14 protein-coding genes are annotated in these 16,657 nt (G+C 72.4%); 6 read left to right on the top strand and 8 right to left on the bottom strand.

Annotation, left to right across the window (positions count from 1 at the left end; genetic code table 11):
• Positions 1-91: 91 nt before the first annotated feature.
• From dnaG to VQ03_RS02995, 3 genes are all read right to left on the bottom strand, one after another.
• On the bottom strand, positions 92-2,005 hold the full coding sequence (dnaG, locus tag VQ03_RS03005) for a DNA primase (RefSeq protein ID WP_048449373.1): 1,914 nt from the start codon (positions 2,003-2,005) through the stop codon (positions 92-94).
• A gap of 83 nt (positions 2,006-2,088) precedes the next feature.
• Positions 2,089-4,182 carry a methyl-accepting chemotaxis protein gene (locus tag VQ03_RS03000; protein WP_157063927.1) on the bottom strand — a complete coding sequence of 698 codons (2,094 nt, stop codon included), beginning with the start codon at positions 4,180-4,182 and terminating at the stop codon, positions 2,089-2,091.
• Between the two features lie 282 nt (positions 4,183-4,464).
• Complete coding sequence (locus VQ03_RS02995) at positions 4,465-4,917, bottom strand: GatB/YqeY domain-containing protein (protein WP_048449372.1); 453 nt, start codon at positions 4,915-4,917, stop codon at positions 4,465-4,467.
• 184 nt (positions 4,918-5,101) lie between these two features.
• Here VQ03_RS02995 and carA point away from each other — a divergent pair, with 184 nt between their 5' ends.
• The 3 genes from carA (at position 5,102) to VQ03_RS02980 (ending at position 7,559) form a co-directional block, all read left to right on the top strand.
• A complete protein-coding gene (gene carA / locus VQ03_RS02990; protein ID WP_048449371.1) occupies positions 5,102-6,316 on the top strand; it encodes a glutamine-hydrolyzing carbamoyl-phosphate synthase small subunit in 1,215 nt (404 codons plus the stop codon).
• 137 nt (positions 6,317-6,453) lie between these two features.
• Positions 6,454-6,825: a hypothetical protein gene (locus VQ03_RS02985; protein WP_048449370.1), complete on the top strand. Its 372-nt coding sequence runs from the start codon at positions 6,454-6,456 to the stop codon at positions 6,823-6,825.
• A 41-nt stretch (positions 6,826-6,866) separates the two neighbouring features.
• Positions 6,867-7,559, top strand: coding sequence for a class I SAM-dependent methyltransferase (locus VQ03_RS02980; protein WP_048449369.1), 693 nt, complete (start codon positions 6,867-6,869; stop codon positions 7,557-7,559).
• A gap of 58 nt (positions 7,560-7,617) precedes the next feature.
• Here the strand turns inward: VQ03_RS02980 and metG are convergent, their stop codons facing one another.
• Positions 7,618-9,294, bottom strand: a complete 1,677-nt coding sequence (gene metG / locus VQ03_RS02975; protein ID WP_083467738.1) for a methionine--tRNA ligase — start codon at positions 9,292-9,294, stop codon at positions 7,618-7,620.
• A 373-nt stretch (positions 9,295-9,667) separates the two neighbouring features.
• On the opposite strand from metG, the gene VQ03_RS02970 reads away from it, so the two are divergent.
• Positions 9,668-10,981: a flavin monoamine oxidase family protein gene (locus VQ03_RS02970; protein ID WP_048449368.1), complete on the top strand. Its 1,314-nt coding sequence runs from the start codon at positions 9,668-9,670 to the stop codon at positions 10,979-10,981.
• Between the two features lie 3 nt (positions 10,982-10,984).
• Here VQ03_RS02970 and VQ03_RS02965 read toward each other — a convergent pair whose 3' ends face one another.
• The 4 genes from VQ03_RS02965 to VQ03_RS02950 all read right to left on the bottom strand — a co-directional run bounded on the left by VQ03_RS02965 (position 10,985) and on the right by VQ03_RS02950 (position 14,005).
• Positions 10,985-11,341, bottom strand: a complete 357-nt coding sequence (locus VQ03_RS02965; protein ID WP_048449367.1) for a hypothetical protein — start codon at positions 11,339-11,341, stop codon at positions 10,985-10,987.
• A 134-nt stretch (positions 11,342-11,475) separates the two neighbouring features.
• Complete coding sequence (locus VQ03_RS02960; protein WP_048449366.1) at positions 11,476-11,736, bottom strand: hypothetical protein; 261 nt, start codon at positions 11,734-11,736, stop codon at positions 11,476-11,478.
• 153 nt (positions 11,737-11,889) lie between these two features.
• The gene (locus VQ03_RS02955; RefSeq protein WP_048449365.1) at positions 11,890-13,008 is read right to left on the bottom strand and encodes a S1C family serine protease; all 1,119 of its coding nucleotides are present in this window, start codon (positions 13,006-13,008) and stop codon (positions 11,890-11,892) included.
• A gap of 7 nt (positions 13,009-13,015) precedes the next feature.
• A complete protein-coding gene (locus tag VQ03_RS02950; protein ID WP_083467737.1) occupies positions 13,016-14,005 on the bottom strand; it encodes a DUF817 domain-containing protein in 990 nt (329 codons plus the stop codon).
• Between the two features lie 48 nt (positions 14,006-14,053).
• On the opposite strand from VQ03_RS02950, the gene VQ03_RS02945 reads away from it, so the two are divergent.
• Positions 14,054-14,389, top strand: a complete 336-nt coding sequence (locus VQ03_RS02945) for a hypothetical protein (protein ID WP_048449364.1) — start codon at positions 14,054-14,056, stop codon at positions 14,387-14,389.
• A 96-nt stretch (positions 14,390-14,485) separates the two neighbouring features.
• Positions 14,486-16,654 carry a methylmalonyl-CoA mutase gene (gene scpA, locus VQ03_RS02940; protein WP_048449363.1) on the top strand — a complete coding sequence of 723 codons (2,169 nt, stop codon included), beginning with the start codon at positions 14,486-14,488 and terminating at the stop codon, positions 16,652-16,654.
• The last annotated feature ends 3 nt before the right edge of the window (positions 16,655-16,657 follow it).

The following is a 16,657-nucleotide window of genomic DNA, read 5'->3' as shown; positions in this document are numbered from 1 at the left end:
GCGCCGCCCCAGGATCTCACGCAAATGTGCAAGCCATTCGATCGACTTGCCGTTAACTAGTCCGGACGCAAGCCGCAAGCCGCGCGTGACGTCAGAACGGGTCCGTCTCCTCGGCCGCCTCGGCCTCGGCTTCGGCACCCGCCACGACGGAAAGACGATTCTTCACATCGCGCAGCCAGGCGAAATTGGCCTCCGTCTCCTCTTCCGCCAGGGCGCGTTCGGCGGCCCGGAGTTCGCTATGTAGCGTTCCCGCCTTGCGGTGCAAGATCACGGCCTGCCGGAGCGCGTCCTCCAGCCGCACCGGATCGGCGTGGGGATCGAGCACCCAGCGGTCGCCGGGCCGCACCAGGCCGGCGATGCGGCCCGCCGCCGCGGCGAGGCCGGCCCGCTCCAGCCGCGCGTCGAGGAGCGCGGTCTCGCCGGCCCCGCCCTCGGCGGCGAAGTCGAGGAGCGCACCGCGCAAGGCGCGCGCATCCGCCCCCTCGAACTCGACCTCGGCCAGTTCCTCGGCCTCGCGGGCCAGAAGCTCGGGATGGACGAGGAGGGCGGCGACGATCAGGGCCTCGCGCGACGACGAGCCGCCGGCGAACAGGGACGAGCGGGCCAGCAGCGGGCTCGCCCGGGCGGTGAGCCGGGGCGAGACGGGAGCGGCCGGCGCACCCCGGCCCCGCGGCACGAAGGGCGCGCGCTCCCGTCCATACGCACGCTCGCCCCCACCCTGCTGGCGGTTGCCGCCATTGGGGCTCAAGGACCGCAGGCGGGCCTCGATCTCGTCGCGGTAATAGCGCTTCAGGGTTTCGTCGCGGATGCCGCCGACGATCTCGCGCAGGCGCTGGGCGAGGCCGGCCCGGCGCTCCGGCGTGTCGACCGGGCTCATCTCGGTCTCGCGCGACCACAGCACGTCGACGAGGGGCCGGGCGCCGTCGAGCACCCGGTCGATCGCACCGGGGCCGCCGGTGCGCAGGAGGTCGTCCGGGTCCTGGCCCTCGGGCATCAGGGCGAAGCGCAGGGATTTTCCCGGTTGCAGCGCCGGCAGGGCCACGTCGAGGGCACGGTAGGCGGCGCGCCGGCCGGCGCCGTCGCCGTCGAAGCACAGGATCGGCTCGTCGGCCATGCGCCAGAGCAGGGCGAGCTGATCCTCGGTGAGCGCCGTGCCGAGGGAGGCTACCACCTCCGGATGGCCGGCCAGCGTCATCGCGATGGCGTCGACGTAGCCCTCGACCGCGATCACCCGGCCGGTCTCGTGGGCGGGCTTTCGCGCGGCGTGGTGGTTGTAGAGCATCCGCCCCTTGTGGAAGAGCGGCGTCTCGGAGGAGTTGAGGTATTTCGGCTTGGCGTCCGGGCTCATGCCGCGGCCGCCGAAGGCCACGACCTTCCCGCGCACGTCGCGGATCGGGAAGATCACCCGGTCGCGAAACCGGTCGAACGGCACCTTGATGTCGTCGCCGGTGGTGAGCAGGTTCAGCTCCACCATCATCTCGGCCGGCACGTCCCGGGCGGCGAGGTGGTCGCGCAGCGCGTAGCGCTCCGGCGGGGCGTAGCCGAGGCGGAAGGTGCGGCGGATCTCGCCGTCGAGCCCGCGGCCGGCGAGGTAATCGCGGGCCCGCGCTCCGGCGCGGCCGGCCAGCTGTTCCTCGAAGAAGGTGCAGGCCAGCTCCATCACCTCGAGCGCGCCGCGCCGCCGCGTCTCGCTCTCGCGCGTGGCCTCGCTCGGCGCCGGCAGCGCCACGCCGGCCTCGGAGGCCAGCCGCTCGACGGCTTCGGGGAACGAGACGCCTTCCGTCTCCATCACGAAGGTGAAGATGTCGCCGTGCTTGCCGGACGAGAAGCAGTGGTAGAACTGCTTCTGGTCGTTGACGTAGAACGACGGCGACTTCTCGGCGTTGAACGGCGACAGGCCGCGCCATTCCCGCCCCGCCTTCTTGAGGCGCACGCGCCGGCCGACGACCTCGGAGGCCGGCAGGCGGGAACGGATCTCTTCGAGCAGGTGAGGCGGATAGCGCACGATGGGGTCCGGTTGAGGGATCTGCCTTGTAGCGCGTCTTGGTCAGCGGAGTCCTAACGGATCGGCGATGGACGGGCGTCGTCTCACGCCGCCCGGACGCCGGCGAGGAAGCGCGCCACCTCCGCCGAGAGCCGTTCGGATTGCCGCGACAGCTCGGAGGAGGCCGCCAGGACCTGCGTCGCCGCTGCTCCCGTCGCCTCCGCGGCGTCGGCGACCGTGGTGATGTTGTGCGTCACCTCCGTCGTGCCGGAGGCCGCCTCCGCGACGTTGCGGACGATCTCCTGGGTCGCCGCGCCCTGCTCCTCGACCGCGGCGGCGATCCCCACCGCGACGCGGTTGATCTCGGCGATCCGCCCGGTGATCGCCTCGATGCCTGAGACCGCGTCGCCGGTCTTGCCCTGGATGCGCGCGATCTGGCCGGTGATCTCTTCCGTGGCCTTCGCGGTCTGGCCGGCCAGCTCCTTGACCTCGGCGGCGACCACCGCGAAGCCGCGGCCCGCCGCCCCGGCCCGGGCCGCCTCGATGGTGGCGTTGAGCGCCAGAAGGTTCGTCTGCGCGGCGATCGACGAGATCAGCCCGACCACGTCGCCGATGCGCGACACGGCCTCGCTCAGCTCGCGCATGTGGCCGGCCGTCCCGGAGGCCTCGTCGACCGCGTTGCGGGCGAGGTCGGCCGAGCCCGAGACCTGTCGGCTGATCTCGCTCACCGAGGCGCCGAGCTCCTCCGCGGCGGCCGCGACGGTGCCGACATTCTCGGCGGTCTGGCCGGCGGCCGTCGCGGCGGCCGTGGAGCGCCCGGCGGTCCGGGTGGCCCCATCGGTCATGGTCTGGGCGGTGGCCTGCAGCTCGGTGGCGGAGGCCGCGACCTGCCCGACGATGCCGCCGACCGCCCGCTCGAAGGCCTCGGCCATCTGGCGCATGCCGGCGCGGCGCTGCTCCTCGGCCGAGGCGCGGGCGAGCGCCGTCTCCTCCTCCAGGGCGCGGGTGCGGATCAGGTTGTCACGAAACACCTGCACGGCGGCCGCCATGGCGCCGATCTCGTCGCGACGACCCTGCGCCGGCACCGTGACGGTGGCATCCCCGGTCGCGAGGGCCTGCATCGCAGCGGTCATGCGCCGGACCGGCAGGGCGATGCGGACATGCGCCACCGCGCAGCTCAGGCCCACGAGAAGGAGGGCCGCCGCGAACAGGGCCGCGTTGACGGCCAGCCGGCTCTCCGCCGCATCGGCCGCCGCATCGGCCGCCTGCACGCCGGCATCCAGGGCCTCGTTCGCCACCGCCACGATGGTGTTGAGCTTCGGGGTGATGAATTGCTGCCACTCGGGCAGGGTCATCGCGGGTTCGGCGCCGGGCGCGAAGGCGCGCAGGTTGCGCTGGATCGTCGCCGTCATCTCTGGGGTGAAGTAGGCGGCCTGCGCCGCCGCGACCGCGGCGGCGATGCCCGGCGGCAGGTCGCCGGTCGCGGCCTCGACGAGTTTCCACGTCGCCTCGTAGCGACCGCGCAGCACCTGCACCGCCTCGGCCTGCTCCACCGTCAGCGGCGTCCGGCTCGACAGGACGGTGTTGACCACCACGGCCAGGGAGCCGGCGGTGGCCCGGGTCGCCCAGGCGTTGTTCTTGGCGCCGGTCAGCACCCGGGTCTCGGGATCGAGGTGGGCCATCTGCCGCTCGAGCACCGCCGCGACGCGCTCCAGCCGGGCGAGGACGGCGTCGCCGGTCTGGAGAACCCGCGGGGCCAGGGCCTTGTCGCGGGCGCCCGCATCACGGCCGTAGGCCTCGTCGGCCGCGCGCCGCAGGGCCAACTGGTCGTGGTAGCCGGAAGCGAGATCCTTCAGCGCCTCGGCGAGCCCCGGCACCGCAAGGTCGGCGGGTGCGGCGAGCAGCGCCCGGACCGCGCCGTCGACCCGGTTGCGATGGCCGTCGATGACCTTGCGCATGGTGGCGACCTGTTCGCCCGACAGGCTCAAGGTGGCCGCGGTGTCGCCGCGCTCGGAGCGGAAGGCCTGCATCGCCGCGAGAACGCGCTGATCGAGCTTCGCCGCGGCGGCGACGGTCTGGGCATTGCGATGGCCGGTCCAGGCCTTGACCACCCCGTCGAGCGTCATGGCGCCGACGATCGCCCCGAGCGCGAGCGCGATCCCGAGCACCAGGGCCCGGATGGACAACAACGAACTCACGACAGACCTCCGCAGGCAGGAACCGGCCGAGGTTCCGTTGGAAGATGGAGCAAACCTGCGAGATTTCCCCTTAAGGAATATCTAACGATCTTGACTATCGGTGATTCCGGCGGGCGATCGACAAGCGAATATGACAAGAATCTGAAGTAGAAAAATATTGATCAATCGCTCAACGGCCACGGATCTGCAGCAGGCCGGGCCAAGCGACTCTCGTGCCGCAAGGGCGATCCTCTCCGGGACGCGCCCTCGCGGCGAAGCTCCCGCCGGGAGCCCGTCTTCGCCTCAGGCCAGCATCGTCTTCACCAGGCCGCTCGCCTTGGCGAAATCCATCCGGCCCGCATAGGCGCCCTTGAGCGCCGCGATGACCTTGCCCATGTCCTTCGGCGAGGTGGCGCCGGTCTCCGCGATGGCGGCCTGGATCGCCGCGCGGGTCTCGTCCTCGTTCATCTGCTGGGGCAGGAACTGCGCGATGATCGCGGCCTCGGCGCGCTCGCCCTCGGCGAGTTCCGGTCGGCCGCCCTGCTCGTAGACGGCGGCCGATTCGTTGCGCTGCTTGATCATCTTCTGGAGCAGGGAGAAGATCTCCTCCTCGCCCAAAGGCTCCTTGCCGAGGCCGCGGGCCTCGATGTCCTTGTCCTTGAGGGCGGCCTGGATCAGCCGGACGGTGGCGAGCTTCGCCTTGTCGCCGGCCTTCATGGCCTCCTTCATCTCGGCGGTGAGGCGCTGGCGCAGCATGCCGGTCTCCTGGTCTTCTCGTGGGGGGCGAGGCACTTGCAAGGCTCCTGCAAGGCTCTTGAAAGTCGAGGCACTTGAGGGGATACCGGGGCATCCCCAGATTGACCGGGCCGCCGCCGGCCTCGTAAACAGCCGGCCGCGCCCGTCGGCCGTGCCCGGCCGCGACATAAGCGAGATCACGATCATGCTGCAAGACGACGCGGCCGCCCCCGCGCAACCCGAAGGCTGGGCCGAGCCCGTCGCGACCGCCCTCCTGGTGCTCGCCGACGGCACGGTTCTGGAGGGTTTCGGCATCGGTGCCACCGGCGAGGCCGCCGGTGAGGTTTGCTTCAACACCGCGATGACCGGCTACCAGGAGATCCTGACCGATCCGTCCTATGCCGGGCAGATCGTCACCTTCACCTTCCCGCATATCGGCAATGTCGGCACCAACGACGAGGACCTGGAGAGCCTCGACGCGGCCCCGGCCTCCGGCGTGCGCGGCGCGGTGATCGCCTCGGCGGTGACGAACCCCTCGAACTGGCGCTCCTCGCGCCATCTCGACGGCTGGCTGAAGGCCCGCGGCATCGTCGGCATCACCGGCGTCGACACCCGGGCGCTGACCGCCCTGATCCGCGACCGCGGCATGCCGAACGCGATCCTGGCCAACGACCCGCAAGGGCGCTTCGACCGCGAGGCCCTGAAGGCGAAGGCCGCGTCGCTCCCGCCGATGGAAGGCCTCGATCTGGTGCCGCCGGTGACGAGCCGCGAGTCCAAGTCCTGGGGCGAGACCGTGTGGCAGCACCCCGCCGGCTACGGCAGCCGGGCCCCGGGCGAAGGCCTCAAGGTCGTGGCGATCGATTACGGCGTGAAGCGCAACATCCTGCGCCTCCTGGCGAAGGCGGGCTGCGACGTCACCGTGGTGCCGGCGACCGCCACCGCCGAGGAGGTGCTGGCGCTCAAGCCCGACGGCGTGTTCCTGTCGAACGGCCCCGGCGATCCGGCGGCGACCGGCGAATATGCCGTGCCGGTGATCCGCGCCCTTCTCGACGAGAAGGTCCCGACCTTCGGCATCTGCCTCGGGCACCAGCTGATGGGCCTGGCGCTCGGCGGCCGCACGGTGAAGATGAGCCAGGGCCATCACGGCGCCAACCACCCGGTGAAGGACCGCACCACCGGCAAGGTCGAGATCGTCTCGATGAACCACGGCTTCGCGGTGGACCCGAACAGCCTGCCGGCGAACGCGGTCGAGACCCATGTCTCGCTGTTCGACGGCTCGAATTGCGGCCTGTCGCTCACCGACCGCCCGGCCTTCTCGGTGCAGCACCACCCGGAGGCCTCGCCGGGCCCGCAGGACAGCCACTACCTGTTCGACCGCTTCGTCAGCCTCATGCGCGAGACGAAGGGCAGCAACGCGTAACTCCGAAAAAGGTTGCGGCCAGATCCGGCCGCAGCCACAAAAAACCCGAACTCGCGGCCGATTCTCCCGGCCGTTCACCGCCCTGGAGCGACGACGATGCAACGATCGTCGCGGGGCCGCGATTCGGGGCTTATCCAGTGACCGACCACGCCGCGACCGACAGCTTCTCGCGCCTGCACCGCACCTTCACCACCCATCTCGGCATCGCCGTGGGTCTGGCCTGGGTGACGACCCTCGCGGCCGCGACCCAGGCGCCGTGGGTGCGCAACATCCGCGCGCTGATCGACCCCGCGGCGGGCCGCGTGGAGAGCACCTGGTCGTTCCTGTTCGCGATGCCGGTGGTGCTGACCCTGGCCTGGCTCGGCGCCGTCTACGGCCGCGAGACCCTGCGCGACCTGCGCGCCCTGCCGAACGACGCCGCCGAATTCGCGCTTGCCGCCCTGGTCGCCTTCGCGGTCTTCTACCTCTCGATCGACCGGGCCGTCTCGGTCCTGCTCATCGGCGGCTGAGCGCTCCCGGCACGGTCTCCCCGATCCGAGGTTTCCCGCCCGTGGTCACTTCCTGGCGCGAATTCTGGGATCGGGACAACCCGATCTACGTCAATGCGCGCCACAAGGCCCGGCACTATGCCGGGCTGGCCCAGGAGATCGCCGCCCTGGTGCCGCATCCGGGCGCCCACGTCCTCGATCACGGCTGCGGCGAGGCGCTGTCCGCCGAGCGGGTCGCCGGGGCCTGCGGCCGGCTCTACCTCTGCGAGGCCTCGCCCCGCCAGCGCGACGCGCTCGCGCAACGCTACGCCGCCTGCCCGACGATCACGGTTCTGGCGCCCGACGACGTCGCCGCCCTGCCGGCGGCGGGTCTCGACCTCGTCGTGGCGAATTCCCTGGCGCAGTACCTCACCGGCCCGGAACTCGACGCCTGCCTTCGCGAGTGGCACCGCGCGCTGAAACCCGGCGGCCGCCTGATCCTCGCCGACGTGATCCCGCCGCATCTCGGCGCCGCCGCGGACGCCGCCGCCCTCCTGGCCTTCGCCCGGCGCGACGGGTTCCTCGCCGCAGCCCTCCTCGGCCTCGCCCGCACCTTCCTCTCCGATTACCGCGCGTTGCGCCGGCGCCTCGGGCTCACCCGCCACGGCGAGGCCGAGATGCTGGCCCGCCTCACGGCCGCCGGCTTCACGGCGGAGCGGATGCCGCGGAACCTCGGGCACAACCAGGGACGGATGGCGTTCGTGGGGCGGGTGTGAGGGCGGCCGTCCCGCACGACATGCCGGCCCCTCGCAGAGTCCGATAGCTCCCCCAGCATCAGCGACAGGCGGCGCCCACGCTCTCCGCATCGACCTTCGCGACCGGCGCGAACGGGCGCGGCACTCTCGCGCGGCTCCGGTCGCCGATCAGGACATCCTCGACGTCGCCGGGCCAGCCCGGCACCTCCGCCTCCGTCCCGCCGACCGCCACGATGGCCGATGCCGCGAGGCTGGGCACGATGCTCCAGGCCACCGTGGCACACAGTTCGACGAGCCCGAGGGCGACACGGGTGACCACGGCCGCTCGCAGGCGGTCGTGCCGGATGGCCGACCACGGCGCCGCCTCCTGGACATAGGCGTTCGCCCGCGCCCAGAGCGCCCGCGTCTCCGCGGCGGCGCGCCGGAACTCCCGCGCCTCGTGATGCGCGCGGATCGCCGCCACCCGGCGCGTCACGTCGGCGGCGAGCGCGCGTTCGAGCCCGTCCGGCCGCCCCTCGGCCGGGATCGGCCCGGCGAAGGCCGACGCCGCGAACCGCGTCACCCGCTGCACGAGGTTGCCGAACACGTCGGCGAGATCCTTGTTCACCTCCGTGGCGAACCGCGCCGCCTGAAAGGTCACGTCGGCCGTCTCCGGCGCGTTCGCGATCAGCCACCAGCGCCAGATATCGGCCGGCAGCGCAGCGAGGGCCGCGTCGCAGGAGAGGCCGCGGTTTCGGCTGGTCGAGAACTTGTCGCCCTCGTGGGTCAGCCAGTGGAAGCCCTTGATGACGTCGACGGTGCGCCAGGGCTCGCCCGAGCCGAGGAGGGTCGCGGGGAAGCTCACGGTGTGGAACGGCACGTTGTCCTTGCCGAGGAACTGGACGTAGCGGCTGTCGCGGGCCGCCTCTCCCCACCACCAGTCGCGCCAGTCGCGGCCCCAGGCCGCCGCCCAGTCCTGCGTCGCGGCGATGTAGGCGATCGGCGCGTCGAACCAGACGTAGAACACCTTTCCCTCGAAGCCGGGGCGCGGCACCGTCACGCCCCAGGCGAGGTCGCGGGTGATGCAGCGGTCCTTGAGGTCCGCGGTCAGCCAGCTTCGCGCCAGGGACACGACGAAGGGCGGCCAGCCCGACCGCGTGTCGAGCCATCCGTTCAGCCGCTCGACGAGGGCGGATTGCCTGAGAAACAGGTGGCGGCTCTCGCGCAGTTCCAGCCGGGTCTCCCCCGAGAGCGCCGAGCGCGGCGCGATCAACTCCTCGGGATCGAGCAGGACGCTGCAGGCATCGCATTGGTCGCCCCGGGCCTCGGCGTCGCCGCAATGCGGACAGGTCCCGAGCACGTAGCGGTCCGGCAGGTAGCGGCCATCGGCCGGCGACCAGACCTGCCGCACGCCCCGTTCGGCGATCAGCCCCTCGGCATCGAGACGGCGGTAGAGTTGCTGGGTCAACGCGTGGTTGGAGGGCGCGGAGGAGCGGCCGAAATGGTCGAAGCTGAGGCCGAAGCGGCGCCAGGTCTCCGCCTGGCGGGCGTGGGCCTCGTCGCAGAAGCGGCGCGGGTCGAGCCCGGCCCGCGCCGCGGCGATCTCGGTCGGCGTGCCGTGCTCGTCGGTGGCGCAGACGAACAGCACGTCGCTGCCGATCTGGCGGTGGAAGCGGGCATGCACGTCGGCGGGCAGCAGGGAGCCGACGAGGTTGCCGAGGTGCTTCGCCCCGCTGACATAGGGCAGCGCGCTGGTGATGAGGATGCGGCGTGACATGGGGTGCGTCCCGTACGAAGAGGGGGCGCCGAACCCGCGGACACGAAAAAGCCCTCCCGCACGGCACGGAAGGGCTGGGTTCGGCGCTCTCGCCTGTCGCGCGCTCGGCGCGCGTCACCCTCTCCGGCCGAACCTCGTGCGGTCGGGCGGGGTCATTCGCAGGGTGAGGCCGATGACGGGACGCATGCCACAGGGCTACCGCGCCGCCGGAACGCGGTCAAGGAACCGCCGGGACGGCCGGAGGCACCGTTCAACGGGTCGCGATCCTGTGAAGTCCCGGGCCGGCAGGGCCGGGCGATATTTCGCCGCGCGCGCCTTGCCGGGGCCCCGTCCCCGCCGAGGTGGGTCGGATCGAACCACCAGGAGAACCGGGATGACGCTCTCGCGCCGCTCCCTGCTGGCCGGGGCCGCCATCCTGGCCGCCTCGGCGAGAGCCCGCGCCGCGGCGGATGCCGACGTCGCGGTGATCGGCGCGGGCGCCGCCGGCCTTGCCGCGGCGGCGGCGATCCGGCGGAGCGGCCACAGCGTCGTGGTGCTGGAGGCGCGCGGGCGCATCGGCGGGCGGGCCTTCACCGACACGGCACTGGGACCGGGGCGCAGCTTCGATGCCGGCGGGCAATACGTGCACTGGGCCGAGCGCAACCCGTGGCGGGAGATCGCGCGGGCGGCGGGGACGCGCACCAGCGACGATGCCACCAGCCCGTGGCCGGTCCTGGTGAAGGACGGCGTGAGGGCGAGCGAGGCCGAGCGGCGCCAGCGCCGGGCGGGATTCGGGCGGGTCAGCGCCCTTCTCGACCATCCGGCCGGCCCGGACCGCTCGGTGGCGCAGGCCGTGGCGGGCGAGGACGAGGCGGCCCGGGCCGCCGCCACGGGGCTCACCCGCCTCACCCTCGGCGAGGAGCCGGACCGGGTCTCCTGCGCCGATTACGACCAACTCTGGTCCGGCGACGACATCTGGGTCGACGGCTACGGCGCCCTCGTGGCCGCGCACTACGCCGACCTGCCGGTGCGGCTGGACATGCCCGTCACGGGGATCGACTGGAGCGGTCCGGGCGTCGCGGTCGAGACGCCGCGCGGCACCTTGCGGGTCGCCTGCGCGATCGTCACCGTGCCGGTCGGGGTGCTGGCCTCGGGCTCGCCGCGCTTCACCCCTGCCCTCCCGGCGGCGAGTGCCGAGGCGGTGGCGGGGCTGGCGATGGGCGCCTACACCAAGATCGGCCTCGCCCTCGATCCCGCCCGGCTGCGAAGCCAGGATCTGCGCGACGCCGTGTTCCTGCGAAGCGGCACGCCCGGCCTCACCGCCTACCTGGAGATGCAGCCGTTCGGGAAACCGCTCGCGGTGTTCCATTGCGGCGGTGACGGTGCCCGCGCCCTCTGCGAGGCCGGCGAGACGGCGGCATTGGCCGCGGCGACCGACCATCTCGCGAGCGTCTTCGGGGCGACGATCCGCGCCGCCGTGACGGGAGGCCGCCTCGCCGCCTGGTGGACGGACCCGTTCTCGCGAGGCAGCTACTCGCTCGCGCGGCCGGGCCATCTCGCCGCCCGCGAGGCCCTGCGCCTGCCGGTCGCCGAGCGCATCTTCCTCGCCGGCGAGGCCGCGGCGGGCGGGGCGGCGATGACGGTGGGCGGCGCCACGCTCGACGGCGAGCGGGCGGCGGCGGCCGTGCTCGAGCGGCTGGCGACCTGAGGCTCAGTGCAGCGTCAGTCGCGGCCCGTCCGCCGGCCGGCGCTCCCAGGCCTGGACCAGGCTGCCGGCGACGCCGCCGTCGCACAGGCGGCTGCTGAGGTCGCAGAAGACCTGCTCGCTCACCGCGAAATCGGTCGCCATCTGGGCGTCGTCCGCCTCCTCCTCGGTCGAGGCGGTGAAGCGGTCGAAGGCGGCGGACATCGCCGCGAAGGCGAAGGCCACCGGCATGGTGCGAAAGACCGTGGCGCCGTCCTCGTCGATGTCGCCGGTGTCGAGGTCGCGCATCCGCACGACGTAGCCGTCGGCATGCTCGGCGATCTCGTATTGCCAGTGACGGCCCTCGCAAGCTGCCAGGATCATCGCGCCCTCCGTCTCGGCTTCACGAGCGAATGCCGCGGCGGCCCCGAGGGTTCCCGGGGGGGCAGGCGTCGAGCGCGCGATTCGCCCCCCGGTTTCGACCAAGGACGGAGCGGCTCCGGGCCGGACGGCGACTCCTACCGGCGGGTGTAGCCCACCTCGTAGGCCGCCCGGCCGCTGACGCGCAGCGAGGTGCCGTGGCCGAGATCGATGAAGCCCGGGGCGGTGGACCGGACGGCCGCGGCGGGAGCCTCGCGGCATTCGGGCCGGTCGGGCAGCCGGACGCCGGGCGGCGCGTCCTGCGGGCACAGGCGCGGCCTGCGGGTGCCGCGCTCGGCCGCGGCCGCCGGCAGGGCGGCGGCCGTGACGAGGAGGGCGGCGAGGAGGCGTGAGGTCACGGGGCGGGCTCCGCAGCGGAATCGGGGGCCAGGATAGCGGGTCCGGCGCTCTGGAGCGACGAAGCATCATGCGCCGGAGCGGTCGACGGTTCGGTGAATGATGCAAAGGCAAGGAGCTGAGCAGGGTTGCGCCATGTCGCTCTGCTCAAGGGTTCAGCGCCGGCGCTGCCCCATATCGGCCGGCGTGACCATCACGGTGATCGCCCGCCCGTCGCGCTCGATCTGGAGCGCGACGGGGCTGCCGACGCCGGAGGATTCGAGCGCCGCGGTCAGCTCGGCGAGTCGGCGCACCGGGCGGCCGTTCACCCCCATGATGATGTCGCCGAGCTCGCCCGTCCCCGAATCGACGCCCTGGAGGCCGGCCTGGGCGGCGGGGGAACCCGGCAGCACCCGCACCACCACGATCCCGTCGATGCCGAGCCGCGCCGCCGCGTCCTCGCTCGCCGCCACGATGCCGATGCCCGGCGTGGGCGTGCGGCCGGTGCGGATCAGGTTCGGCACCACCCGGTTGACCACGTCGACGGGAATCGCGAAGCCGATGCCGGCGCTGGCGCCCGAGGGCGAGAAGATCGCGGTGTTGACCCCGATCAACCGCCCGGCGGAATCGAGGAGCGGCCCGCCGGAATTGCCCGGGTTGATCGCCGCATCGGTCTGGATCACGCCGGAGAGTTCCCGCCCCTCGGCGGTCGGCAGCCGGCGCTGGAGCGCGCTCACCACCCCGGTCGTCAGGGTGTGGTCGAGGCCGAACGGGTTGCCGATGGCGTAGGTGAACTGCCCGACCTTGAGATCGCCGGAGGTGCCGATGGCGATCGGCGGCGGGCTCGCGCTGACCCGCCCGAGCTTCAGGACCGCCAGGTCGTAGTTCGGGTCGGTGCCGGCCACGGTCGCGGGCACCACCTCGCCGGTGGAGAGCCGGACCTGGATGTCGCCGCCGCCCTGGATGACGTGGTTGTTGGTGACGATGTGGCCGGCCGCGTCCCAGACGAAGCCCGAGCCGGTCTGCTCGCCCCCGCCCTCGCGGCGCTCGCCGGTCTCCGGGTCGAACGACACCGCCCCCTGCCGCGGGCGGGCGAAGACGTAGACCACGGACGGAGCGGCCCGCTCGAACAAAGCCACGGTCGAGGCTTCGGCCTGCGAGAGGTCGCCCCGCGCCGTCACCGCCCGGGGGGCGTCGGCGGAGAACAGGAGGCTCGTGACGTAGGGCTGCGCGACGAAGAGGGCGAGCAGCACCAGGGCGGTGGTCAGGGCGATCCGCAGGAAGCGATCGGGCACCGTGTCGTCACTCCGAGAGGGAACCTGCCGGCAGGGAACCGGCGACTGTCGTCGGGGAAGTGGGCCGGGCGGGGCCCGCGTCAATGGCCACGCTCGGCGTGCGCTCTGCCTCGGCGAGCGCCCTGGGCCGGCTCGCCAGAGCCACCAGCGTGTAGGAGACGATCATCAGGAGGAACCACGAGCCGAATTTCGCCGGCGACACCGCCGCCCAGCCGGCGGCCTGGTGCGGATAGACCCACCCGCGCGTCGCGGTGCCGATATTCTCGGCGAACCAGATGAACAGGGTGACGAAGAGCAGGCCGAGGAGGAGCGGCATGCGCCGGTAGACCCGCCAGACCCGGAAATGGATGGTTGCCGGCCCGAACAGGGCGGCGGTCCCTGCGAACAGCACGAGGCGCAGGTCCGTCGTCACGTGATGGGTGAAGAAGTTGACGTAGACCGCCAGCGACAGGACGACGAGGGCCCAGAGCGGCGGATGGCGGGTGAACCGGAAATCGAACAGGCGCCACACCCGGGCGAGATAGGAGCCGACGCTGGCATACAGGAAGCCGGTGAAGAGCGGCACGCCGCCCAGCCGCAGCAGGCTCGGCTCGGGATAGACCCAGGAGCCCATGTGGGTCTTGTACAGCTCCATCGCGGTGCCGACGGCGTGGAAGACCAGGATGACCTTGGCCTCCTCCCAGGTCTCGAGGCGGAAGGCCAGCATCGCGACCTGGATGGCGATCGCCGCGAGGGTCAGGACGTCGTAGCGGGCGACCGGCGCGCCGGCCGGATAGGCCAGGTGGGTGACGATCAGGAGGCCGCACATCGCCCCGCCGAACAGGCAGGCCCAGCCCTGCTTCACCCCGAAGCGCAGGAACTCGTAGAGGCCCGCCGCGACCGGCCCCCGGGCCTGCGCCCGGTCGCCGAGGCGCGCTTCCAGGACCGCGAATCCTGCGAGCGGCGCCCAGAGCCGCGCGGCGCTGTCCGGCGGTGGTCCCGGTGAGGTTGCGGGCATGGGGGCGGATCTCTAGGCTTGTCGCCCTCCCCATACGAAAGGTCCGGAATGCTCCGCAAGCCGTCGCTGCCTCGTCTCGCCGTCCTCGCGCCCCTCGCGTTCGCCGCCCTGTCTTTCAGCGCCGAGGCCTCGCCCCGCGCCAGCCGGGCGGAAGCCTGCACCCGCGCCCGGGGCGACGGCGAACGGCAGGCGCTCGGCTGCTGGCGGCTGCGACAGGAGGCGGGCCGCGGCCAGCGCATCCATGGTGGCGCCGCGGTCGCGGATTTCTACGCTACCGTGCCGGCGGACCGGGAGACGGCCGAGTCGAAGGCCGACCAGCGGCGGCGCGACTGGGTGAGGGCGAGGGCTCGCGGCCGGGTCGCGGGAGGCGAGGAGGCGCGCTGATCGCGCCTCGCCTCCGACCTTCCACCCATTGGCCGCAGCGGCACCCGGTCCTATAAGTCATCGCCAAGGAACGCCAGCAACGAGAGCCGCAGGCCGATGACCCGCATCCCGGATTTCTCGGAAATCGCCTTCGCGCCGGCCGCGGCGGCCAACTCCGCCGCGGTGGCGGCCGCCGCCGAGCCCTGGACGACCCCCGAGGGCATCCCGGTGAAGGCCGCCTACGGCCCGCAGGACCGGAACGGGCTCGACCTCGCCGGATCCTATCCGGGCATCGCGCCGTTCCTGCGCGGCCCCTACCCCACCATGTACGCGACCCAGCCCTGGACGATCCGGCAATATGCCGGCTTCTCCACGGCGGAGGATTCGAACGCCTTCTACCGCCGCAACCTCGCGGCCGGGCAGAAGGGCCTCTCGGTCGCCTTCGATCTCGCCACCCACCGCGGCTACGATTCCGACCATCCGCGGGTCTCGGGTGATGTCGGCATGGCGGGCGTCGCGATCGATTCGATCTACGACATGCGGACGCTGTTCTCGGGGATTCCCCTCGACCAGATGACCGTGTCGATGACGATGAACGGCGCGGTGCTGCCGGTGCTCGCCCTCTACATCGTCGCGGCCGAAGAGCAGGGCGTGCCGCCGGAAAAGCTCGCCGGCACGATCCAGAACGACATCCTCAAGGAGTTCATGGTCCGCAACACCTACATCTACCCGCCGGCCGGGTCGATGCGGATCATCTCGGACATCTTCGCCTACACCTCGGCCCACATGCCGAAGTTCAACTCGATCTCGATCTCCGGCTATCACATGCAGGAGGCCGGGGCGACGCAGGACCTCGAACTGGCCTACACGCTCGCCGACGGCGTCGAGTATATCCGCGCCGGGATGGCGGCGGGGCTCGACATCGACAAGTTCGCGCCGCGCCTGTCGTTCTTCTGGGCGATCGGGATGAACTTCTTCATGGAAGTGGCCAAGATGCGGGCGGCGCGCCTGCTCTGGGCCTCCCTGGTCAAGGACTTTTCCCCGAAATCCGACAAGTCCCTGGCGCTGCGCACCCATTCGCAGACCTCGGGCTGGTCGCTGACCGCCCAGGACGTGTTCAACAACGTCACCCGCACCTGCGTCGAGGCAATGGCGGCGACGCAGGGCGGCACCCAGTCGCTCCACACCAACGCGCTCGACGAGGCGCTGGCGCTGCCGACCGACTTCTCGGCCCGCATCGCCCGCAACACCCAGTTGTTCCTGCAACAGGAGAGCGGCACCACCCGGATCATCGATCCGTGGGGCGGCTCCTACTATGTCGAGCGGCTGACGCAGGACCTCGTCGCCCGCGCCTCCGCCCATATCCGCGAGGTCGAGGCCTTGGGCGGCATGGCCAAGGCGATCGAGGCCGGCATCCCGAAGCTGCGCATCGAGGAGGCGGCGGCCCGCACCCAGGCGCGGATCGATTCGGGCCAGCAGGTCATCGTCGGCGTCAACCGCTACAAGCCCGACGGCGACCGGGCGATCGACTTGCTGCGGGTCGATAACGGCAACGTCCGCACGCTCCAGATCGACAAGCTCAAGCGCCTGCGCGCCGAGCGCGACGGGCAGGCGGTCGAGGCGCGGCTCGCGGCCCTGACCGAGGCGGCGAATGGTGGCGGCAACCTCCTGGCCCTCGCCGTCGAGGCGGCCCGGGCCAAGGCCACGGTGGGCGAGATCTCGGAGGCGCTGGAGCGGGCCTGGGGCCGGCACCGGGCCGAGATCCGGGCGATCTCGGGCGTCTACAAGCGGGAGATGGGCGGCATGTCGGCGGCGGTCGAGCGGGTGCGCGGGCAGGTCGAGGCCTTCGAGGAGGCGGATGGGCGCCGCCCCCGCATCCTGGTCGCCAAGATGGGCCAGGACGGGCACGACCGCGGCCAGAAGGTGATCGCGTCGGCCTTCGCCGATCTCGGCTTCGACGTCGATATCGGGCCGCTCTTCGCCACCCCCGAGGAGGCGGCGCGCCAGGCGGTGGAGAACGACGTCCACATCGTCGGCGTCTCGTCCCTGGCCGCCGGCCACCTCACCCTGGTGCCGGAGCTGAAGCGGGCGCTCGACGAGGCCGGCCGGCCCGACGTGATGATCGTGGTCGGCGGCGTGATCCCGCCGGGCGACTTCGCGGCCCTGCGCCAGGCCGGCGCCTCGGCGATCTTCCCGCCCGGCACCGTCATCGCGGAAGCCGCCTCGTCGCTGATCGACGAGCTGAACGCCCGGCTCGGCTACGCGCCCAGGGCCGCGGCGGAGTAGGAG

This window comes from Methylobacterium tarhaniae (assembly GCF_001043955.1).
Lineage (GTDB): Bacteria > Pseudomonadota > Alphaproteobacteria > Rhizobiales > Beijerinckiaceae > Methylobacterium > Methylobacterium tarhaniae.
This window is presented reverse-complemented; position numbering and strand designations above follow the sequence as displayed.